This window comes from Arthrobacter endolithicus, from assembly GCF_026627425.1.
Taxonomy (GTDB): Bacteria; Actinomycetota; Actinomycetes; order Actinomycetales; family Micrococcaceae; genus Arthrobacter_M.
Genome location: NZ_JAPNLH010000001.1, coordinates 1 through 18,155, shown reverse-complemented (window position 1 = coordinate 18,155; position 18,155 = coordinate 1). Strand labels below are relative to the sequence as shown.

Annotated in this window: 18 protein-coding genes, 3 pseudogenes and 1 riboswitch; of the genes and pseudogenes, 7 read left to right on the top strand and 14 right to left on the bottom strand. The window is 62.3% G+C overall.

Annotation, left to right across the window (positions count from 1 at the left end; translation table 11 throughout):
- The 5 genes from gcvPA to OS914_RS00080 form a co-directional block, all read right to left on the bottom strand.
- The gene (gene gcvPA / locus OS914_RS00100; protein ID WP_267544028.1) at nt 1–1,371 is read right to left on the bottom strand and encodes an aminomethyl-transferring glycine dehydrogenase subunit GcvPA; all 1,371 of its coding nucleotides are present in this window, start codon (nt 1,369–1,371) and stop codon (nt 1–3) included.
- Nucleotides 1,372–1,563: 192 nt separating this feature from the next.
- Nucleotides 1,564–3,639 carry a beta-galactosidase gene (locus OS914_RS00095; protein WP_267544027.1) on the bottom strand — a complete coding sequence of 692 codons (2,076 nt, stop codon included), beginning with the start codon at nt 3,637–3,639 and terminating at the stop codon, nt 1,564–1,566.
- Entirely contained in the window at nt 3,636–4,457 is an 822-nt protein-coding gene (locus tag OS914_RS00090) for a carbohydrate ABC transporter permease (protein ID WP_267544026.1), read from the bottom strand. The genes OS914_RS00095 and OS914_RS00090 overlap by 4 nt, the downstream gene beginning before the upstream one ends.
- The gene (locus OS914_RS00085; RefSeq protein WP_267544025.1) at nt 4,454–5,371 is read right to left on the bottom strand and encodes a carbohydrate ABC transporter permease; all 918 of its coding nucleotides are present in this window, start codon (nt 5,369–5,371) and stop codon (nt 4,454–4,456) included. Before OS914_RS00085 ends, OS914_RS00090 begins: the two co-directional genes overlap by 4 nt.
- A gap of 3 nt (nt 5,372–5,374) precedes the next feature.
- A complete protein-coding gene (locus tag OS914_RS00080; protein WP_267544024.1) occupies nt 5,375–6,682 on the bottom strand; it encodes an ABC transporter substrate-binding protein in 1,308 nt (435 codons plus the stop codon).
- A gap of 226 nt (nt 6,683–6,908) precedes the next feature.
- On the opposite strand from OS914_RS00080, the gene OS914_RS00075 reads away from it, so the two are divergent.
- The 4 genes from OS914_RS00075 to OS914_RS00060 are packed head-to-tail and all read left to right on the top strand — an operon-like array spanning nt 6,909 to nt 9,291.
- The gene (locus OS914_RS00075) at nt 6,909–7,262 is read left to right on the top strand and encodes an ArsR/SmtB family transcription factor (RefSeq protein ID WP_267544023.1); all 354 of its coding nucleotides are present in this window, start codon (nt 6,909–6,911) and stop codon (nt 7,260–7,262) included.
- Entirely contained in the window at nt 7,252–7,725 is a 474-nt protein-coding gene (locus OS914_RS00070) for an SRPBCC family protein (protein WP_267544022.1), read from the top strand. Before OS914_RS00075 ends, OS914_RS00070 begins: the two co-directional genes overlap by 11 nt.
- Nucleotides 7,722–8,555 (top strand): alpha/beta fold hydrolase, encoded by an 834-nt coding sequence (locus tag OS914_RS00065; protein WP_267544021.1) that lies wholly within the window; start codon nt 7,722–7,724, stop codon nt 8,553–8,555. The genes OS914_RS00070 and OS914_RS00065 overlap by 4 nt, the downstream gene beginning before the upstream one ends.
- Nucleotides 8,556–8,583: 28 nt before the next feature.
- A complete protein-coding gene (locus OS914_RS00060; protein WP_267544020.1) occupies nt 8,584–9,291 on the top strand; it encodes a DUF998 domain-containing protein in 708 nt (235 codons plus the stop codon).
- A gap of 241 nt (nt 9,292–9,532) precedes the next feature.
- On the opposite strand, the gene OS914_RS18150 is transcribed toward OS914_RS00060, so the two are convergent.
- From OS914_RS18150 to OS914_RS00045, 4 genes and pseudogenes are all read right to left on the bottom strand, one after another.
- Nucleotides 9,533–10,096, bottom strand: a complete 564-nt coding sequence (locus OS914_RS18150) for a hypothetical protein (protein WP_420713828.1) — start codon at nt 10,094–10,096, stop codon at nt 9,533–9,535.
- Between the two features lie 2 nt (nt 10,097–10,098).
- The gene (locus OS914_RS18145; protein WP_420713827.1) at nt 10,099–10,224 is read right to left on the bottom strand and encodes a hypothetical protein; all 126 of its coding nucleotides are present in this window, start codon (nt 10,222–10,224) and stop codon (nt 10,099–10,101) included.
- On the bottom strand, nt 10,221–10,670 hold the full coding sequence (locus OS914_RS00050; RefSeq protein ID WP_267544019.1) for an arsenate reductase ArsC: 450 nt from the start codon (nt 10,668–10,670) through the stop codon (nt 10,221–10,223). Before OS914_RS00050 ends, OS914_RS18145 begins: the two co-directional genes overlap by 4 nt.
- Before the next feature lie 12 nt (nt 10,671–10,682).
- Nucleotides 10,683–11,491 (bottom strand): annotated as a pseudogene (locus OS914_RS00045) (arsenic resistance protein).
- A gap of 60 nt (nt 11,492–11,551) precedes the next feature.
- Here OS914_RS00045 and OS914_RS00040 point away from each other — a divergent pair.
- Nucleotides 11,552–11,740, top strand: a pseudogene (locus tag OS914_RS00040) (ArsR/SmtB family transcription factor); the annotation flags it as partial.
- Nucleotides 11,741–11,826: 86 nt separating this feature from the next.
- Here OS914_RS00040 and OS914_RS00035 read toward each other — a convergent pair.
- From OS914_RS00035 to OS914_RS00025, 3 genes are all read right to left on the bottom strand, one after another.
- On the bottom strand, nt 11,827–12,246 hold the full coding sequence (locus tag OS914_RS00035) for a DUF6855 family protein (protein ID WP_267544018.1): 420 nt from the start codon (nt 12,244–12,246) through the stop codon (nt 11,827–11,829).
- A gap of 180 nt (nt 12,247–12,426) precedes the next feature.
- Nucleotides 12,427–13,743 (bottom strand): LLM class flavin-dependent oxidoreductase, encoded by a 1,317-nt coding sequence (locus OS914_RS00030; protein WP_267544017.1) that lies wholly within the window; start codon nt 13,741–13,743, stop codon nt 12,427–12,429.
- An 11-nt stretch (nt 13,744–13,754) separates the two neighbouring features.
- Complete coding sequence (locus OS914_RS00025) at nt 13,755–14,519, bottom strand: 3-oxoacyl-ACP reductase (protein WP_267544016.1); 765 nt, start codon at nt 14,517–14,519, stop codon at nt 13,755–13,757.
- 56 nt (nt 14,520–14,575) lie between these two features.
- A riboswitch (TPP riboswitch) is annotated at nt 14,576–14,678 on the bottom strand.
- 140 nt (nt 14,679–14,818) lie between these two features.
- Between OS914_RS00025 and OS914_RS00020 the strand changes: the two genes are divergently transcribed.
- Together OS914_RS00020 and OS914_RS00015 are read left to right on the top strand one after the other, a co-directional pair.
- The gene (locus OS914_RS00020; protein WP_267544015.1) at nt 14,819–15,514 is read left to right on the top strand and encodes a maleylpyruvate isomerase family mycothiol-dependent enzyme; all 696 of its coding nucleotides are present in this window, start codon (nt 14,819–14,821) and stop codon (nt 15,512–15,514) included.
- A gap of 184 nt (nt 15,515–15,698) precedes the next feature.
- Nucleotides 15,699–16,685, top strand: coding sequence for an acyl-CoA thioesterase (locus OS914_RS00015; protein ID WP_267544014.1), 987 nt, complete (start codon nt 15,699–15,701; stop codon nt 16,683–16,685).
- Between the two features lie 153 nt (nt 16,686–16,838).
- Here the strand turns inward: OS914_RS00015 and OS914_RS00010 are convergent, their stop codons facing one another.
- A complete protein-coding gene (locus OS914_RS00010) occupies nt 16,839–17,153 on the bottom strand; it encodes a ferritin family protein (protein ID WP_267544013.1) in 315 nt (104 codons plus the stop codon).
- Nucleotides 17,154–17,387: 234 nt separating this feature from the next.
- A pseudogene (locus OS914_RS00005) lies at nt 17,388–18,008 on the bottom strand (transposase); the annotation flags it as partial.
- Nucleotides 18,009–18,155: the final 147 nt, after the last annotated feature.

Sequence of the window (18,155 nt, the reverse complement as noted above, 5' to 3'; positions counted from 1 at the left end):
TTAGTTCTCCTTCAAAACGGCGGTGAGGGTGGCCGCAAGGGTATCGATGTCCGCGGCGGTGATCTGTTCGGTCACGCATACGAGCAGACAGTTGCCGGGCAATACAACGCCTGGCTCAATCCCCCGGACCCGCAAGGCCGCGACAGCCTCAGTACTGGACAAGGCGGCATTGGAAAAATCGATGGCGAACTCGCGCAGGTGCAGGGCGGAGTCGCACAGCTGCACGCCGTCAACGCCGGCCAGCTTCTGCGCGGCGTAGGCCGTGCGTGCCAGCAGGGTCTCTCCCAGCTCCGCCATGCCGGTGGGTCCCATTGAGGCAAGGTAGACGCCGGCGGCGATACCCCACAGGGCGGCCGCTGTGCCCACCCATTCCTTCCCTTCTTCGCGCAGCGCGAACGATGTGCGGTCCCAGGCCACGTCACCGAAGCCGTACTCGCCCTCGACATCGGTGGACTCAAGGCCGAACAAACGGGAAGGCATTTCCAGCACAAACGTCGGATCGTCATGGACGGCGATGAAGCCGCCCCGTCCACCGCCAAACCACTGGTGGATCCCCAGGGACTGGATGTCGCCGCAGACAATGTCCGCCCCCCAGTCTGCGGGCGGAGCCAGCGCACCGTAGGCAATCGGGTCCGTGCCGACAACGACGAGTGCACCGGCGTCGTGCGCCAACCGGGCCAGCTGCTCACCTTGGTCCTCCAACGCACCGTGGAAGCTGGGCGTCTGGATCCAGAGAGCTGCGGTGTCCGCGCCGATGGCCAGGGCCGCGGCCTGCAGGTCCGCGGTGCCGTTGATTGACGGCACGATGCTCAGGTCCATGAAGGAGCGCACATAGTCGGAAACCTTGGACAGTGCGTCCGGGTTTGCGTCGCTGACCAGGACTATGCCGCGGCGGCCGGTAATGCGGCCCGCCATGGCCAGGGCCGTGGCAGCGGCCTGCATGCCGTCGTAGGTAGGGACGTTCACGACGTCCATGTTCAGCAGCTCCGCCATCATCGACTGGTATTCAAACAACGCCTGGAAGCGGCCGTGGTCCTCGTACGGCTCCCCCGCGTAGGCGGTAAGAAATTCGCTGCGGCTGATGACCTCGTCCACGACAGCAGGCACGTAGTGGTTATAGGTCCCGGCGCCCAGGAAACTTAGGGTTTCGCGGGTACTCGTGTTTTTGTTCAGCAGCGAACTGACGTGCCGCTCCAGCTCGGCCTCAGCGAGGAAGGGTGCCGGCAGGTTCAGGCTGCCTTGAACGCGCAGGCTTGCCGGAATGTCAGCGTAGAACTCCTCGATGTCGGCAGCTCCCACGGCGGCCAGCATCTGCTCCCGCACGGCCGGAACCGAGTTGGGGATGTATGGATGGGTTACTTGGTTGCTCATGGCTTCACCTCTGGTGTTGTGGCGGTCACACCGCCGCATGGTGCGAAAAACAGTTACTGAATTCTGTATACAGAATACAATATGCTTTGAGCTGCCTCCGGTCAACAGTGACCGCAATCTCACTTGTGCGTCCGGTCCTGCCGCGCCGGCCCCTAAGGCACGGCGCCGGCTGCAACCGGCAAATCGACGGGACTACACGGATTGCAGCTGCGCGGGTTCGCCCAGCAGGTGCACGGTATCCTCATGCGCATGCTCGATCACGAGGACGCCACGGGCCGGCAGCAGATAGGTGCCCCCAGCGCTGCCTATCCCGGCCGCACTCCTTCCGTCGCCGACCAGAACGGCTGCTCCGGCAGGCACCGAAACGTCCAGCGCCATCGCTGAGCGGTTGAGCACGAAGGTAAAGGCTGTCCGTCTGCCCCGGCGGACGACGATCTCGATATCCGGCCCGGCGCCGACGCGGACCAGAACACCGCTGTGCGCGAAGATCTGCCGCACTAACGCCTGCAGTCCGGCATCCTCAAAACATGCACTCAGGTACCACGCAGACCCGCGGCCGTGGTGCCTCATGGTCACAGCCGGGCGGCCGTTCAGCTCGCCGTTAGTGTAGGTTGCCACGGTGCGTGCGTCTATCGCGTCGAGCCATTCGCTGACCGTGTGGATACCGCATGGCACGCCCTCCATCTGCACTGCACCGGTCTCGCCGTCGGGGACCGGCCACACCTCATCCACCTCGATGCCCAGCAGCGGGCGCAGCGGACCCGGTGCCCCGCCGGGGTGGACATGGTCGTTTTCGTCGACCACACCGGAAAACGGGCCGATAACGACGGTCCCCCCTGCTGCGGTGTACGCCGCGAGCTGGGCTGCCAAAGCCTCGGTGGCCAGATACAGATTGGGTACCAGCAGCACCTTGTATGCTGACCAGTCTGCCGCAGCACGCACCAGGTCCACCGTCACACCGAGGTTGAACGCTGCACGGTGCCAGGCCCGCGCCTGGCCAATCCAGCTGATCCGGTTGGTCGGCAGCGAGTTCGGCGCGGCCAGAGCCCAGTTGGAGTCCCAGTCGCAGAGCATCGCGACGTCCGCCGTCACCCTGCTGCCTTTCAGCGCGCCCAGCTGCCGCAATTCGGCACCGAGTCGGCTGCATTCCTGGAATGTCCTGCTCGCCTCGCCACGGTGCCCCAGGATGGCGGCATGGAATTTTTCCGGTCCAAACCTGGCGGCGCGCCACTGGAAGTACATGACGCCGTCGGCGCCGTGGGCCAGCGCCTGATAGCTGTCCAGCCGCATCACCCCGGGCGCCTTGGGGACATTGACGTCCCGCCAGCTGACGGCGCTGGCCGACTGCTCCAACAGCAGCCAGGGGGCGCCCCCCTTCGCCCCACGCATCAGGGCATAGTTCAAAGACGCGTCCACGTGCGCACCCGGGTCGGCCGGGTCCGGGTAGGCGTCATCCGTGACGAGGTCCTCGGCGTCGGCGAAGGCAAAGTAGTCCAGATCGTGCAGTATGGACATGAAGTTGGTGGTCACCGGCAGTTCCGGGGTAACGTCGCGCAGCACCGCAACCTCAGAGCGGAACAGTTCCAGCATCGCGTCCGAGGAGAAACGCTCGAAATCGAGCCTTTGGGTGGAATTGACCGGCCCGGTGGATTCGCGGGGCGGTTCGATCGCGTCGAAGTCAAGGTAGTGCTGGCCCCAGCAACTGGTGCCCCAGGAGTCGTTCAGCGTCTGGATGCTGGCGTACTTAGCGCGCAGCCACGCACGGAAGGCGATTGCGGACGCCGGACACCAACACCGTGAGACGTGGTCACCATATTCGTTGGACACATGCCAGAGACGCACGGCCGGGTGCTTGCCGTAGCGTTCGGCCATGGCACGGGTGAGCCGCAGCGCGTACTCGCGGAACAGCGGGGAGCTGAAACAGTAGGCCTGCCGGGAGCCGAACTCCAGCTGGGTGCCGTCTGCAGTGACGGGGAGAATCTGCGGATATTTCCGGATGAGCCACGCTGGCGGCGTTGCGGTCGCCGTTGCCAGGTCAACGGCAATCCCAGCACCGTGCAGCAGCTCGATGACGTCATCGAGCCAACCGAAGTCAAAGCGCCCTTCTTCCGGTTCCAGCAGCGGCCAGGAAAAGACGGATACCGTAATGAAATTGACCCCGGCCTTTCGCATCAACCGGACATCTTCCTCCCATACCTCCCGCGGCCATTGCTCGGGATTGTAGTCGCCGCCAAAGGCGATCCCATCGAGTTTTAGCGTCCGGGTCATCCCTTGACCGCCCCTCCCATAAGTCCTGATACGAAGTGTTTTTGGAAAACGATGAAGACCAGCAGCAGTGGCAGCGTGGCCAGCAAGGAACCGAGCATCAGGCCCGAATAATCCACCCGCGACAGCCCGATCATGGTGTTCAGCGCCACCGGCAGCGTGTACTTGTCCTCGGTGTTGAGCATGAGCAGGGGCCAGATGAACGAATTCCACTGACTGATGAAGGTGTAGATCAGCAGGGCAGCCAGCTGCGGCCGTGCCACGGGCATCACGATGCGGTAGAACGTCTTTAACTCCCCCGCGCCGTCGATACGGGCCGCTTCGATCAGGCTGTCCGGGAAGTCCAAAAAGGCCTGGCGCATCAAGAAGATGCCGAAGGCGTTGGCAAGGAAGGGCAGGATCAGCGCCTGGTAGGTGTTCACCCAGCCCAGGCTCGCCATCATCTGGAAAAGCGGCACAAGCAGCACCTGCATCGGGATCATCATGGTCAGCAGCACGGCGGCGAGCACCAGACCGCGGCCACGGAAGCGGAACTTGGCCAGGCCGTAGCCGCACATGGCACTGACCACCGCGGAGAAGGCCGTGTAGATGATGGCCACGACAACCGAGTTCAGCATGACCTGGGCGAAGTTGGTCTCCTGCTGGAGCCGCGCAAGGTTAGTCCAAAGCTGGCCGCCCGGCAGCAGCGGCAACGGCGTGGCGAACAGTGCAGAGGTCGTATGCGTTGAGGCGATCACCATCCACAAAAAGGGAATGATGCTCAGCACCGCCCCGACCAACAGGACCAGGTAGACCGGCAGCCTCTTGAGCGTCTGCGTCATTTTTTCTCCTTCAGGATCACGAACTGGAGGACGGAAATCACGGCGATAATCGCCACCAGCAGCCAAGCGATCGCGGATGCGTAGCCGAAATCGAACTGCTGGAAGCCCACCTTGTACAGGTACAGCACGGGCGTCAAGGTCGCGTTGTTGGGTCCTCCGCCGGTGAGGATAAAATTCTCATCGAAGAGCTGCAGGGCACCGATGGTGGAGGTAATGGAGCTGAACAGGATTACCGGGCGAAGCTGCGGAATGACGATCTTGGTAAAGATGGCCCAGCGGCCGGCGCCGTCAATGCGGGCGGCCTCATACAGCTCGGTGGGAATCCCCTGCAGACCGGCCAAAATGATGACCATGTTGTAGCCGGTCCAGCGCCAGGTGATCGAGGCGATCAGGGCTACGCGGGACCAGACTTCACTGTTCAGCCAGTCCACCGGGGCGACGCCCACGAGGCCCAGGATCTGGTTGGCGGCGCCGCCGTCGGTGGCCAGCATGACCCGGAACACCAGAGAGTAAGCTACCAGCGTGGTGACCGCCGGAAGGAAGTAGATGGCACGCAAGCCTGTGCGGAAACGTAACCAGGACTGGTTGAGCAGGTAGGCCAGTGCGAGGGCCACGCAGACCATCAGCGGGACCTGAATGACCAGGATCAGGAACGCGTTGAACAGGCTCTTGGCCACCAGCGGGTCGTGGAAAAGGCGCAGATACTGCGCCCCTCCCACCCAGCTTGACTCCCCGCCCGCTGTGGAGAAAAAACTCTGCCACAACGAGGACAGCAGCGGATATAGGAAGAAGATGACGAAGAGCACCGCAGCCGGCAGGACGAACCAATAGCCCGGGCGACGACGGCGGGCTGAGCTCCGAGCCCCGGCCCGCCCGGGCGCCTTCACGACAGGGCGCAACAGTGTGCTGACCATGGGTTACTGCGCAAGCTTTCGCCCGGTGGCGGTGGCAATCTGGTCAGCCGCAGACTTCAGCGCCGCGGCCGGATCCTGGTGATTGAGCACCGACGCGACGACGGCGTTGGCTACGATATCCCCCGCCTTGGCGGTGTCGCTGGTGTAGGTGATGGAAGGAATTTTAGGGGTTTGGTCGGCGAAGAGCTCATAGACTTTTTCGCCGCCGAAGTAACTTTGCGGCTCATGGAACAGTGGGGCGTCCAGGGCCGGCAGGTAGGACGGGAACAGGCCCTCCTCCTTCATCATCGAGACTTGATTATCGGTGCTGGCGAGCATGTATTTCACGAAGGAGCCCGCCAACTGGGGATTCTTGGACTGGGCCGGCACGGCCAGGGTTGAGCCACCGTCGTTGGAGGTCTGCGTTCCTCCGGCGGTAAAGGCAGGCAGCGGAAGCACCGTGAACTTGTTGGCAAGCTCCGGCATTTCGGAAGTCAGCGTGCCGATCCACCAAACGGCCTCGGGCATGATGGCGGAATTACCGTTCTTGGTGGCCGTCACCCGACCATCCCAGCCCTTGACGTTGTCCAGCAGGCCCCTATCGTTCATCGACTTGATCAACGTGAGCGCGTTGACCGCAGCCGGTGAGGTCAGGTCGATTTGCCCGCCGGAGGTGAAGACGCCCCGGCCCTGCTGCTGGAGGAGCATCTGGAAGAGGCCTCCGGTGGAGAGGTCTGTGGATATCAGGGCATGGCCCGTAGCTGCCTTAACCTTTTCCCCCGCGGCCAGAAACTGGTCCCAGGTGCCCAGGGTGCCTGGATCGATGCCGGCGGCCTTAAAGTAATCAGTGCGGGCATAGAGTGCTACGGTGCCAGAATCCCACGGCAGGGAGAGTAGTTGGCCGCTGGCATCGGAGGAGGCCGAGACTTTGGAGGGATCGAATTTCGCCTTGTCCGCGCCAACCAGCGGGCTCAGATCAGTAAAGGCCTTGGGGAACTGGTGAATGTAGGCGGGCATGTGATCCGTCTCGACGGTGATTACGTCTGGAAGCCCACTGTTGGCCTGAAGGCCTACTGACATCTTGTCGTAGGCATTGTCGTAGCCGATGTCCACCACATTGATGGTTGTTCCCGGATGCTCCTTAGTGTAGGAATCCGCCAGCCGCTTCAAGGCCGTGGCGGCAACATCCCAGCTCCAAACGGTGATTTGACCGGATACGGCGGCCTGGCTTTCCAGCTTCACGCCGGACGCGGCGGGCACACCACCGCTGGCACAGCCGGACAGCAGTGCCAGAGCAAGCAGCGGCGCGGCGAACTTCACGGATTTCGGCATGAACTTCCTCATCTCAGTGGTTATTTTGTATACAGTACACACTGTACGGAGTTCACGTGTGATGGTCAACACGTTTTTTGCCGATGCGGCGATTACAGCACTCGGTCACGCGCCCACCGCGCTGGACCAGGGGCGCCCGGTGTTCCGCTGCGACCTATTGACGTCCGTTACCGCAGGGGCATAATCTATCAAAATAAGATTATAAAAGGAAAGGTTTATAAAATCAGTGAGTGATACTCTTAGCTCCGTTTTCGGCGCACTGGCCGACCCAACGCGGCGTGCAATTCTGCAGCAACTCATGCTGGGGGATGCGCCCGTCACAGAGTTGGGCCGCCCGTTCGACATGAGTCAGCCCGCGATTTCCAATCACCTCCGGGTCCTGGAAAAGGCTGGCCTCATTTCCAGAAGAAGAGTCGCAACCGCGCGGCTAAGCCACTTAGAGGCGAGTCGATTGAAAGAGGCCAATGAATACGTCGAGAGATACCGACGCTTTTGGACAGAGTCGTTCGATCAGTTGGACGCTGCCCTCCGGACCTTCCAAGGCCAGGACGATGTACCAGGGGTCGAACATGACGCCTAACGACAAGACCGAGGTGACAAGCCGGGACGTTTTTATTACCCGCGCGTTCAACGCCCCGCGGGAACTCGTATGGCGTTTCTGGACCGAGCCCGCAGCATTGGCCTCCTGGTTTGGCCCCACCGGAGTTTCCGTTCCCGTTGACAGCGTCCTGATCGAACTGGTGGCGGGCGGCCGGTGGGAATTAGCGATGCGCAACGACCAGACCGGCGAATTAAATCCCATCCGGGGAAAGATCGTCTCGTTCAAGCGTCCCGAGTACCTCGAAATAAAGATGGACGCAGACGCGAACGGCGGAGCACTTCACGACATCCTCCTGCGCGTGGAGTTTCACGACCATGGCAGCCGCACCCGCGTCACTCTTCACCAAGGACCCTTCACCGCTGATCTTCGCGATCTCACGGCGGAGGGCTGGCACCTTTCATTCCATCAACTCGACACCCAGCTGAAGGCCGCAACGAAATGACCAAGAACACGAACATTGGAACTGTCCTCACCGTCGTGTCGCTGGACGGGACGCGGATTGCTGTCGAACGACTTGGCACCGGGCCGAGCCTGGTTCTCATAGACGGAGCGTTCTGCGGCAGATCGTTTGGCCCCGCACGGGCCCTCGCTGCGAAACTCGCGGATTCGTTCACCGTCTACTTCTACGACCGCCGAGGAAGAGGTGACAGCGGTGACACAATGCCCTACGCCGTGGAACGGGAGATCGAAGACCTCTCGTCTGTTCTGCGGGAAGCTGGCCCGGACTCCTACGTCTACGCGACCTCGTCCGGCTCCGCACTCGCGCTCGAAGCCGCCGCTTCCGGTGTTAATATCCGGCGCCTGGCTACCTACGAAGCTCCCTACACAGGCGTCGGCATCAAAGATGGTGTCCCGGTCGATCACCAGGCACACCTCGAGGGCTTCCTCCGGGCGGGGAAACGGGGAGCCGCGGTGTCATACTTTCTCGTGAAGATGATCGGGGTTCCAGCGTTTGTTCCCCTCATGCTGCACCTCATGCCAGGGATCTGGAAGAAGCAGACCGCCGCCGCCAACACCCTTCCGTACGACACGGAAGTCATGAACAACTTTTCCGCCCCGCTGGAGAGATTCCGCCGGATCTCCGTTCCGACTCGCGTGATGGTCGGAGGAAAAGCGGGAGCGGCGATGATGGACGCGCAGGCGGCGGTGGCGGCCGCCATACCAGGGAGTGAACATCGGGTCCTGGTAGGGCAGACGCACCAGGTGAGCCCGGCAGTCATCGCCGCGCAGCTAAGAGAATTTTTCGCAGACGGACCCGCTGCCCGGTCCTGACGTCGGGCACCCCAGGAGAGGCATAACTATGGCTAGATCCAGGGTGGGTTCCGCAAACCCACCAGTATCAGATACTCTCAGCAACGTCGACGCGACAACGCGGGGACTACTCGCGTGCGGGGTCGCAGCCGGGCCACTGTACCTTGTCCTCGGCTTCGCCCAAGCATTCACGCGCAAGGGCTTCGATCCCGCGCACAATGACCTTAGCGTCCTCGCCAACGGTGCGCTCGGCTGGATTCAGATTGCTAACCTGATCATCACCGGTGTGCTGACTCTCCTGTGCGCTGCCGGACTGCGTCGCGTGCTTCATGGCGGGAGCGGCCAGCTCTGGGGGCCGCTGCTGATCGGAGTCTTTGCCATCGGACTCATTGGGGCCGGGCTATTCGTCGCAGACCCGATGAACGGATTCCCGCTCGGCACTCCAGCGGGCCACCCGACCAACCCCACCTTGCATGGGTTCTTGCATTTTGTGACCGGCGGCATCGGATTCATTGGATTCATCGCCGGTGCTCTCGTTATCTCCCGACGGTTCCTTGCCGACGGTGAACGCTTCCTCGGCTGGTTCTCTGTCGTCACCGGAGTGCTGTTCTTGCTGGCCTTCGTCGGTATTGCAACAGGTTCTACTCGGGCTCTCATCGTTCTCGGTTTCACAGCCGCCGTCGTCCTCGCATGGATCTGGCTCGCCGTGGTTTCGGTGCGCTTTCGTAAGCAGGAGCGTGCTTGTTCGGAGACCTGAATTGTCTGCGCGTTCGGCGGGTGTGTCGCTGCTGCGCGGCCGTAGGATAACATTCCGGCAATGTAGAAATCCTTCTCCCGGTGGGCCAGCGCCTTCGCACCGTGAGCAGGGACGGTGCGGCAGGAGTGGAACTCGGGGTCAATGAGCGGTCCAAGCTCCCGTGGTGCCTCCACTGCGGGATCAAGTTCCAAACGAATCTCCCGCAGGATGCCCAGGTCTGGCCGGAATCCGGTGGCCGGGATCAAAAGTCCACAGCCAACGTCACCGGACCATCCGGTGACGCGCCGGTAACAGCCAGGCCGTCCCCCACCGCGAAGGAAATGGTGGTGAAGCAGGTATGCAGTTCGATGTAGCCGTCAGCAACGAGTCCGCGCAGCCGGATGCCGAGCCGGCCGCGGGCCGGCAGAGCGTCAACGTCTCCCCCGCCATAAATTCGTGAGGGGTCAGCACCTCGGACTGCCCAGCTGACCCGTGTACCCTGTTCATTCTTGGCGAGCTGCCCCAGCGAAATCAGGATGTTGGCTGCCGAGTGACCAGCCCCGATAACCAGAACGTGCCGGCCGGCGAACCGGGCACGGTCGGTCCCAGTCACATCGGGCAGCGGCCCGGTAATCAAGCCGCGTTCAATGCCTTGGGCCTCGCCACGGGCAACCAGCCCTGCCTGTCCGAGCGGGTTGGGCTGCGCCCAAGTACCAGAGGCGTCAATCACTGCGCTCACCGCATGGTCTGTCACGGTTCCGTCAGCCACCTCAACCCGGACCAGAAAAGGCCTCCCGCCGGGGCCACGGGAATGGGTCTTGTCCATGCCTACGCGGCCCCGCTTCGAAAATGATGGGGGGTCAGGCCGCGTTCGATCAGGTTTGCTGCCGCGGCCAGGCCCACCGGGCCGGCCCCGATGATGGCAACAGGCAGGCCATGTGGCTGTTTCGTCATGGTTTTAGTTTTCCTGTTGGAGATCCAGGAACCTGGAGCAGCTGGCTGATAAGCGCCCGAACGCGGGACTTGATGTCGTCCCGGATGGAGCGGACAGCAACCACGCCCTGCCCAGCGGGGTCTTCCAGTTCCCAGTCCTCGTAGCGTTTGCCGGGAAAGATCGGACAGGTATCCCCGCATCCCATGGTGATGACGACGTCTGACTCCCGCACGGCGCCGGCGCTGAGGACCTTGGGAATCTCGGCCGACATGTCGATGCCGTCCTCTGCCATCGCAGCCACGGCGGCAGGGTTGACCGACTCGGCGGGTTCGGAGCCGGCCGAACAAACCTCGATGGCTCCGCCGGAGAGAGCGGCCAGGTAAGCGGCAGCCATTTGTGAACGCCCGGCGTTATGCACGCAAACGAACATAACCGAGGGCTTTTTGTTGGTATCGGTGGTACTCATGACTACAGGCTCCTAGCGAAAATCGCGGGACGTTGGCCAGACTGACCGGGGCTGGGCGGTAAAGAACCGTGTTCGCGCCCACAGGGCGACGTAGACCAGGTCAATAAGGACCGGCACCTCAATCAGGGGTCCGACGACTCCTGCCAGAGCCTGGCCGGAGGTGACCCCGAAGATGCCAATCGCGACGGCGATGGCGAGTTCAAAGTTGTTGCCGGCCGCGGTGAACGCCAGGGTTGTGGTCTTGGCGTAGCCAAGGCCCAGCGCACGGCCGATGCCCATGCCGGTACCAAACACCACCACAAAGTAGACCAGCAGCGGCACGGCGATGCGGACGACGTCGAACGGTCGGGACGTGATGGTCTGCCCTTGCAGGCCGAAAAGCAGTGTGATGGTGAACAACAAGCCGTAAAGGGCCCACGGTCCCAGCCTTGGCAGGAACGTCCACTCATACCAGTCGCACCCCTTTGCCCTTTCCCCCACAGTGCGCGTCAGGAAACCCGCCAGCAGCGGAAGTCCCAGAAACACCAAAACGGAGAGGGTAATCGACCCGAACGAGAAGTCGGCGCTGGTGACCAGCAGGCCCAGCCAGCCAGGCATGACCTGGAGGTAGAACCAACCTAAGGCGCCGAAGGCAAGGACCTGAAAAACGGAATTTATGAAGACCAGCACGGCGGCAGCTTCCCGGTCCCCGCACGCCAGATCGTCCCAGATCATTCCAGTAGACCCACAGCGATCGGCAGCGAAACGGAGCCGATCTTCAGCTCGTCCAGCGCGGTGTTCAAGCCAGGAATGAATTTACCCAGCAGCAGACCGACTGCCATAGCCGCAATGATCCACACCGGCAGAAACCTGTCCACGGTGGAGAGTTTGCCCAAACCGGCGACGGCGGCAAAGCCTGCGTGTGCGACCTCACCGAACCCCTGGATTTGGGCCAACCCACCGTCTCCCACCATCTCAAGATACTTGTCGACGCCGGATTGTTGGAGCGCGAGAAACACGGCACGTGGGCGTGTTATTCTTTGGTTCCCGGCGCCCTCGAACGGGCTGCCTCGTTATTTACGCAGCTTTGAGCCTGAATCCCTGCCCCGGCGGCCAGGTGCTCCGCATGGCTGCCGGCAGCTGGGAAGCCTGCCGCGGCATCGTTAAACACTCCGCGCTAGATCGCCCGCATGCGGTTGTTCCGCGGGTTGTGTTCGAGCTCCGCAAGGCCCAGCGCTTCCAGGAGCGGAGGCAGGTACATGCCGACCCTGCCGCGATATCCCTTTTTCAGCCCGTACCAACCGCCCACGGGATTCGCAATGTCCCGGCCCCAGGACTCCACTGTGCCGTCCTTGGCGGATTTCTGTTCGTCCGCGCTGCCCAGTTCCACCCAGCCGCCGTGGTCGCGGAGCATGGCGTGCAGCTCACCGACAATCCGCAGCTGGTACTTCAACACCGTCTTGCCGACGGTACAGACCAGCTCTTGCGGGTCGGCGCCTTCGTCGCGGTACATCGTGTACTCCGACGTCCCCGGCGGGGTCATCAGTGTCCACGGATTTTCCCTGCTGCCGGCTTCTCCCCAGTTCACGGTTTCCATGGGCATCCTTGTCTTCTCCTCGTCTTCAAACCCTGCCGTTATCCTACGCGCGTGCCAACGCCCTCAGTCCGCACAGGGGGCGCCGGCCCCACCAAAAAATCTGTTTCGGTAGGGCAGCGCAAGTACGTCATCGCTGCCACAATTTAGGAAACAGCACGTCAGCTGGACAGGTCATCTTCATTAGGCTGGGGCGCCGACGGCCGGGCGGTCCAGTCCCAGATGACCGCGTAGCGTCGAGGCTTTGTAGCGGGTGCGGAAGAGTCCCCGGCGCTGAAGGACGGGGATGACGTCATCGACGAACTCGTCCAACGAATCGGGCAGCAACGGCGGCATCAGGTTGAACCCGTCAGCGCCCCCGGATCGGAACCAGAGCTCCATCTGATCAGCGATCTGCTCTGGCGTGCCGACCAGGGTGCAGTGGCCCCCTCCTGCTGCCAGGCGCCCCAGCAACTGCCGCACGGTGGGACGTTCGGCTTCAATAATGCGCAATATGGTGGCATAACGGCCCTGCGGCCCAGTAAATTCTGCCGCCGGCGGCAGGGACGGCACGGGGGCGTCCAACTCCCAGCCGGTACAGTCCTGCTGCACGAACGTACCTAGCCGTGTCAGGGATTCTCCGGTAGGCAGCAGCGCATCCGCCCGGTCCTGTTTGGCCCGGGCTTCGGCCGCGGTGGAGCCCACATACGTCACCAAACCGGGCATGATCGCTACCTTTTCCGGATCACGCCCGGCCGCAGCGATCCGCTGTTTCATATCCGAATAGTAGGCCTGGGCGCTGGGAAGATCGTAGGCCACGGCGTAAATCCCTTCCGCGTACCGGGCGGCAAGATCCCGGCCGGCCCCGGAAGCACCGGCTTGGAACAGCACGGGGCGTCCCTGCGGACCCCGGGGAACATTCAAGGGCCCCTCCACCCGGAAGTGATCCCCCTCATGATGCGAGGGCCGGACCAGGGCCGGATCGGCATAGAACCCGGCCCTGTCCCGAACCAGCGCATCATCAGCCCACGAGTCCCACAACCCCAGCGCTACCTCAATGAACTCCGCAGCGCGGCCATAGCGCTGCGCGTGGCCGGGCATCGCTTCCAGCCCATGATTGCGGGCTTCAGCATCGAACATCGAGGTGACCACGTTCACCCCGATACGTCCGGCACTGATGTGATCCAGGGACGCGAGCATCCGGGCGGCATGAAAAGGGGAATAAAAGGTGGCCGAGACGGTGCTGATAAGCCCGATGTTTTCCGTTGCCCGGGCCATGGCCGCCAGCGCGGTTAATGGTTCCAAAAACCACCTCGGACCGGCGCCGACGTCACCGGCGGACTGCCCGTCGGCGAAAAACACGGCATCGAACAGGCCGCGCTCGGCGCTTTGTGCGAGCCGCTCATAATAACCGATCTCTCCGAGCAGCTCCAGCGGCGATCCGGGCCTCCGCCAGGCAGCACCGTGGTGGCCGGCTCCCAGCAGAAAAGCGTTTAAATGCAGTTGCCGTTTCCCATTCATCGCCAAGCCGCCTAGTCCATGACCAGGCCGCCGTCGACCACCAGGTTCTGACCGGTAACCGACCGCGCCCAAGGCGAGGCGAAAAACAAGATGGCATCGGCGAACTCGGCCGGGGTGGTGACCTTGCCCAGGGGTGTTGAAGCGGCAATGTAGTCAAAGACCTCCTCCGGGGTTGCGGCGCTGGCATCGGTGGTGCGCAGCAGTCCGCCGGAGACCATGTTCACGGCAATATTGTGCTGCCCGAGGTCCTTGGCCATGGTGCGGGTCAAAGACAGCAGGGCGGCCTTGGCCGCGGTGTAGTCGTGGTACGGGACCACCGGGTTCTGGAACAGATTGGTCCCAACATTGATGATGCGCCCAAACCCGTGGCCGCGCATCCCCTCTAAAGCCTGCTGGGTCGTGTTCAAAGCACCCCGGACACTTCCCGCAAACTGTGCCTCGAACATCGCCCATGAAATATCCCCGGCACCGGAGCGGGCATCCCCGTTAAACGAGAAATCGGCCAGCGCATTATTGACCACAGTGGTGACGGCGGAACCGAAATGGGCCCGGGCCTGCTCCAGCATCACCGACACCTGACCGGCGTCGGTGACGTCCGCCTGCAGGGCAACAACCTGCGCGGGGCCAAAACCGGCGGCCAGCTCCCCGGCAGCTTCGGCACTGCGGCGATAATTGATGACCACCCGCGCGCCCCTGGCCGCGAACGCCTGCACAATACTGCTGCCCAAGCCCCGTCCGCCGCCGGTCACAAGAACGATCTGTTCTGCCAGTTCCATCAGATTCTTCACCTTCGGATAAGGCGAAAGGATGCGACCCGGGCGCCAAGACCATGCGAATCGTTACAGGACATCCCTTCGCTAGTGTCAACTAGATCAGGTTCAACGGGTGTCATCTCAGCCGCGCAAAAAAGCCGCCCGGCACCCCGTGTCACTGGGAGCGAGTATACCCACTCCCAGCCACACCAACACCAGCACCCGGCCCTGCTGCGTGCAACAAACCTCGGTGCGGGCGCCGCCGGCACCCGTCCCCTTGAACCCAGGATCTGCCTTTTCCGGGAGTCCACTAAGCTCAACTCATGGGGCCCGATCGTTACCTTGCCGAGCTGGCCAGCTATCTCCACACTCTCAGCGCCCTCGCGCGCCAGACGGACGACGTACTGACCCGTGCTGTTCCTGCCTGTCCGGGCTGGACCCTCGACGCACTTTTCGGGCACATCGGCTCAATCGAACGGTGGGCTGCTCAAGTGGTTCGTGACGGGAACGTCGTTAAGGAACCCGAAGCGCCGGCAATGGGCGCGGCAGCCTGGTTCCTTAAAGGGGCGGATACCTTCCTTAGGGCGATGGCGGCTCTTGATCCCGAGACACCGTGCTGGAACTTTGGCCCACCGCCGCGAAAGGCCGGATTCTGGCTTCGGCGGCAGGCGCACGAACACGCCATCCACCTTGTCGATGCCTGCCAAGCATCAGATCGGGAGGTCCCCGCTCTCGGGGAGGACGTCATGCTGGACGGAATCGACGAAGTCCTGGCAATGTTGACCCCACGCCAGTTCCGGCAGAAGCGCATGCCACACCCGGAAGAAGCCGTGGCCTTCCACGTGCCAGGGACCCCCGGCTGGACCCTGGGACAAGGGCCCGTCATGGCTTCGATTACCGCCCCGATGCATAATCTGTACCTCGGCCTCTGGGGCCGCTCCAACCTCGCGGAAACCGCCGTCATTGAGGGTGACGCTGACCTCGCGCTCCGAGTCCTGCGGGGCCCATTCACGCCCTGAACCAGCCCCCTTAAGGCCTGGGTCGTGAAAGAGGACTTCGTGGAACCGGAGCCCCGGATAGTTGATCAGAACCCAGACCTTGGTTTTCCAAATTTCGGCGAGCGGCCTGCCGATTATGACGGGGGGAACAGCGTATGAGACTTACCCGCGTTGGGACTCTCTGCTATGTCAATAGACTCGTTTCATGAGTGAGACTGCCGCTAACTCGGTGACCCTTCGTTTCCTTGCAGCCCCCACCGACGTCGGGCACAGCGGTTCGGTGGATGCCGGCACGGTGCTGGAGTGGGTGGATAAGGCAGCCTACGCCGCCGCCGTCGGCTGGTCCAAGTCTTACTGTGTGACCGCCTACGTGGGGAACATCCACTTTGCCGACCCCGTCAACAATGGCGACATGGTGGAAGTGGAGGCAACCATCGTCTACACCGGACGGTCCTCGATGCACATCCGCACCGTAGTGTCCTCGGGTGACCCAAGAGGTGGCAGGCCTACGATGCGCAGTCAGTGCATGGTGATATTCGTGGCCGTCGGCGAGGACGGCAAACCCAGCCCGGTACCACGGTTCGAACCCGCCACGGCGGAGGAAATAGAACACCACGATGACGCTCTGGCCCGAATCAAAGTCCGGGAAGAAATCGTGGCGGCCATGAAGGCCCAGAACTATACCGATGCCGGAACAGCCGAACGCGTGGTCCTAAGATTCATGGCCGCCCCCACGGACGTCAACTGGGGTGGCAAGGTTCACGGTGGGATGGTGATGAAATGGATCGACGAAGCCGCCTATGTGTGTGCCTCACGATACTGCGGAAATGACACCGTAGCGGTTTTCTCCGGCGGGGTACGCTTCTACCGGCCGCTGCTGATCGGCCACCTGGTGGAAGTGGAGGCCAGGCTGGTCTACACGGGAACGAAGGGCATGCACATCGCCGTCCACGTCCGTTCGGGAGATCCCAAGGGACGCCAGATGAAGCTGACCACCTACTGCCTGACCGTGATGGTGGCACGAGACGACTCCGGCAATTCGCTGCCGGTTCCCACTTGGGTTCCCGTTTCCGACGAGGATATGCAGCTGCATGCCCATGCTCGGGACCTGCTCGAAATCCGCGGCCGGGCCCCAGGAAACAGGCTCCCCAACCACCTGCTGCGGACTGGAAGTCCCACGACGATAGGCTAAACAGGCGAGTCCGTCGTGGCGCTCAACGGCAGCTTTCCCATCACTGCGCTTACATAATCGGCAACTTCGATCCCGGCCGGCACCGGACTGTTGATCCCCTCGCGCCGACGGATGGACCCAGACGGGTGTGCTGTGAGCTGAGTAGTCTCACGCTCAGTCGGCGGTTTTCTCGGCTTTCTCACCGTGCGAGACGATGTCGCCGTCTTTGAACAGGATGCCCTGTGCGATCTCGCGCCACTTCGGCTTCGCGCGAAGGAGAAATTCCAACTCCATGCTGAAGTGCTTGTATTCCTCCCCCAGCGAATCCATCATAATTTCCCGTGCGGCCGGATCCTCCTCAACGGCGATCCGTTGCTCGTACCATCCAATCGCCTCCGATTCCTCTGACAGGCTCGCGCACATCCGGGCGAAGGTTCGCACCTGCGCAGAAAGCTCCTGCGGCGGCTCGTGATATTGGTCTGTCGACATGATGACTCCTGCTCGTCTCGGATAGGGCCGGACATGTCGCAGAATACGCTCCCCGCTACAGACGGTCAATCAAAATGCCATCAGTGGCCAGTTTAAAGCTGCCCCTAAGACAGCTCTGGCGCACGCGCGGATAAGAGTATCAAGAGGTCAAAACCTTGTGACGTGCACTCGCTAGGCCCGCGCATCCCTAGTGCCCGACGCGGAATTTGTCAAGGTGGATGAGGCCAGTGGGAGTTAGGCTGCTTTCTTTGTCTCGGGTTTTTCTGGTGGCTTGTTGATCCATACCGTTTCGGGCAGGGCCAGGATTTTGGGGTCCTTGGTGGTGGCGAATCGTTCGGGGTTTTTCCGGCGGGCAGTGGATAGTGTTTTGGCCCGTTCGATGGCCTTACCGGCAGCCAGTCCGTAGTGGACATCTGCTGGCGTGTTCAGTCCTATGCCGGTGTGGCAGTGGGTGTGGTTGTACCCGTCCACGAAGGAGGCTATGAACGTCCTTGCATCGGCGAGGGAGCCGAAGCGCTCAGGGAAGACCGGTGCGAACTTTAACGATTTAAACCACGACTCGCTGTAAGGGTTATCGTTGCTTACCCGGGGGCGGGAATGGGATCTGGTGACCTCTAGGTCCGAGAGCAAGGCAGCGACGGTTTTGGACGTCATCGACGTCCCACGGTCCGCGTGCACGATTTCCGGGACGCCGTGGATGCCGAAGATTTCCTTCATCATTTCCACTGCCAGTTCCCCGGATTCGTGCGCGTGGACGTAAGCACCCACGATGTAGCGCGAATAGATATCGATCATCACGTAGCAATCAAAGTACGTGCCCTTGACCGGGCCAGCGAGCTTGGTGATGTCCCAGGTGTTATGCCGACGTCGGCATAACACCTGTTATGCCGACGTTGTGATTATGCCGATGTTGGTCTGCGATCCCTGGTTCCAGGCGGTGGAAGGGACAAAAAGGTCGGCATAATCACAGCGCCACGAGGAAGGCCAGGACGGTGTCTGTGG

Bases quoted from the DNA above. Each gene is read 5' to 3' on its own strand.
- gcvPA (WP_267544028.1), bottom strand. From the start codon at position 1,371: ATGAGCAACCAAGTAACCCATCCATACATCCCCAACTCGGTTCCGGCC.
- OS914_RS00095 (WP_267544027.1), bottom strand. From the start codon at position 3,639: ATGACCCGGACGCTAAAACTCGATGGGATCGCCTTTGGCGGCGACTAC.
- OS914_RS00090 (WP_267544026.1), bottom strand. From the start codon at position 4,457: ATGACGCAGACGCTCAAGAGGCTGCCGGTCTACCTGGTCCTGTTGGTC.
- OS914_RS00085 (WP_267544025.1), bottom strand. From the start codon at position 5,371: ATGGTCAGCACACTGTTGCGCCCTGTCGTGAAGGCGCCCGGGCGGGCC.
- OS914_RS00080 (WP_267544024.1), bottom strand. From the start codon at position 6,682: ATGCCGAAATCCGTGAAGTTCGCCGCGCCGCTGCTTGCTCTGGCACTG.
- OS914_RS00070 (WP_267544022.1), top strand. From the start codon at position 7,252: ATGACGCCTAACGACAAGACCGAGGTGACAAGCCGGGACGTTTTTATT.
- OS914_RS00065 (WP_267544021.1), top strand. From the start codon at position 7,722: ATGACCAAGAACACGAACATTGGAACTGTCCTCACCGTCGTGTCGCTG.
- OS914_RS00060 (WP_267544020.1), top strand. From the start codon at position 8,584: ATGGCTAGATCCAGGGTGGGTTCCGCAAACCCACCAGTATCAGATACT.
- OS914_RS18150 (WP_420713828.1), bottom strand. From the start codon at position 10,096: ATGGACAAGACCCATTCCCGTGGCCCCGGCGGGAGGCCTTTTCTGGTC.
- OS914_RS18145 (WP_420713827.1), bottom strand. From the start codon at position 10,224: ATGACGAAACAGCCACATGGCCTGCCTGTTGCCATCATCGGGGCCGGC.
- OS914_RS00050 (WP_267544019.1), bottom strand. From the start codon at position 10,670: ATGAGTACCACCGATACCAACAAAAAGCCCTCGGTTATGTTCGTTTGC.
- OS914_RS00035 (WP_267544018.1), bottom strand. From the start codon at position 12,246: ATGGAAACCGTGAACTGGGGAGAAGCCGGCAGCAGGGAAAATCCGTGG.
- OS914_RS00030 (WP_267544017.1), bottom strand. From the start codon at position 13,743: ATGAATGGGAAACGGCAACTGCATTTAAACGCTTTTCTGCTGGGAGCC.
- OS914_RS00025 (WP_267544016.1), bottom strand. From the start codon at position 14,519: ATGGAACTGGCAGAACAGATCGTTCTTGTGACCGGCGGCGGACGGGGC.
- OS914_RS00020 (WP_267544015.1), top strand. From the start codon at position 14,819: ATGGGGCCCGATCGTTACCTTGCCGAGCTGGCCAGCTATCTCCACACT.
- OS914_RS00015 (WP_267544014.1), top strand. From the start codon at position 15,699: ATGAGTGAGACTGCCGCTAACTCGGTGACCCTTCGTTTCCTTGCAGCC.
- OS914_RS00010 (WP_267544013.1), bottom strand. From the start codon at position 17,153: ATGTCGACAGACCAATATCACGAGCCGCCGCAGGAGCTTTCTGCGCAG.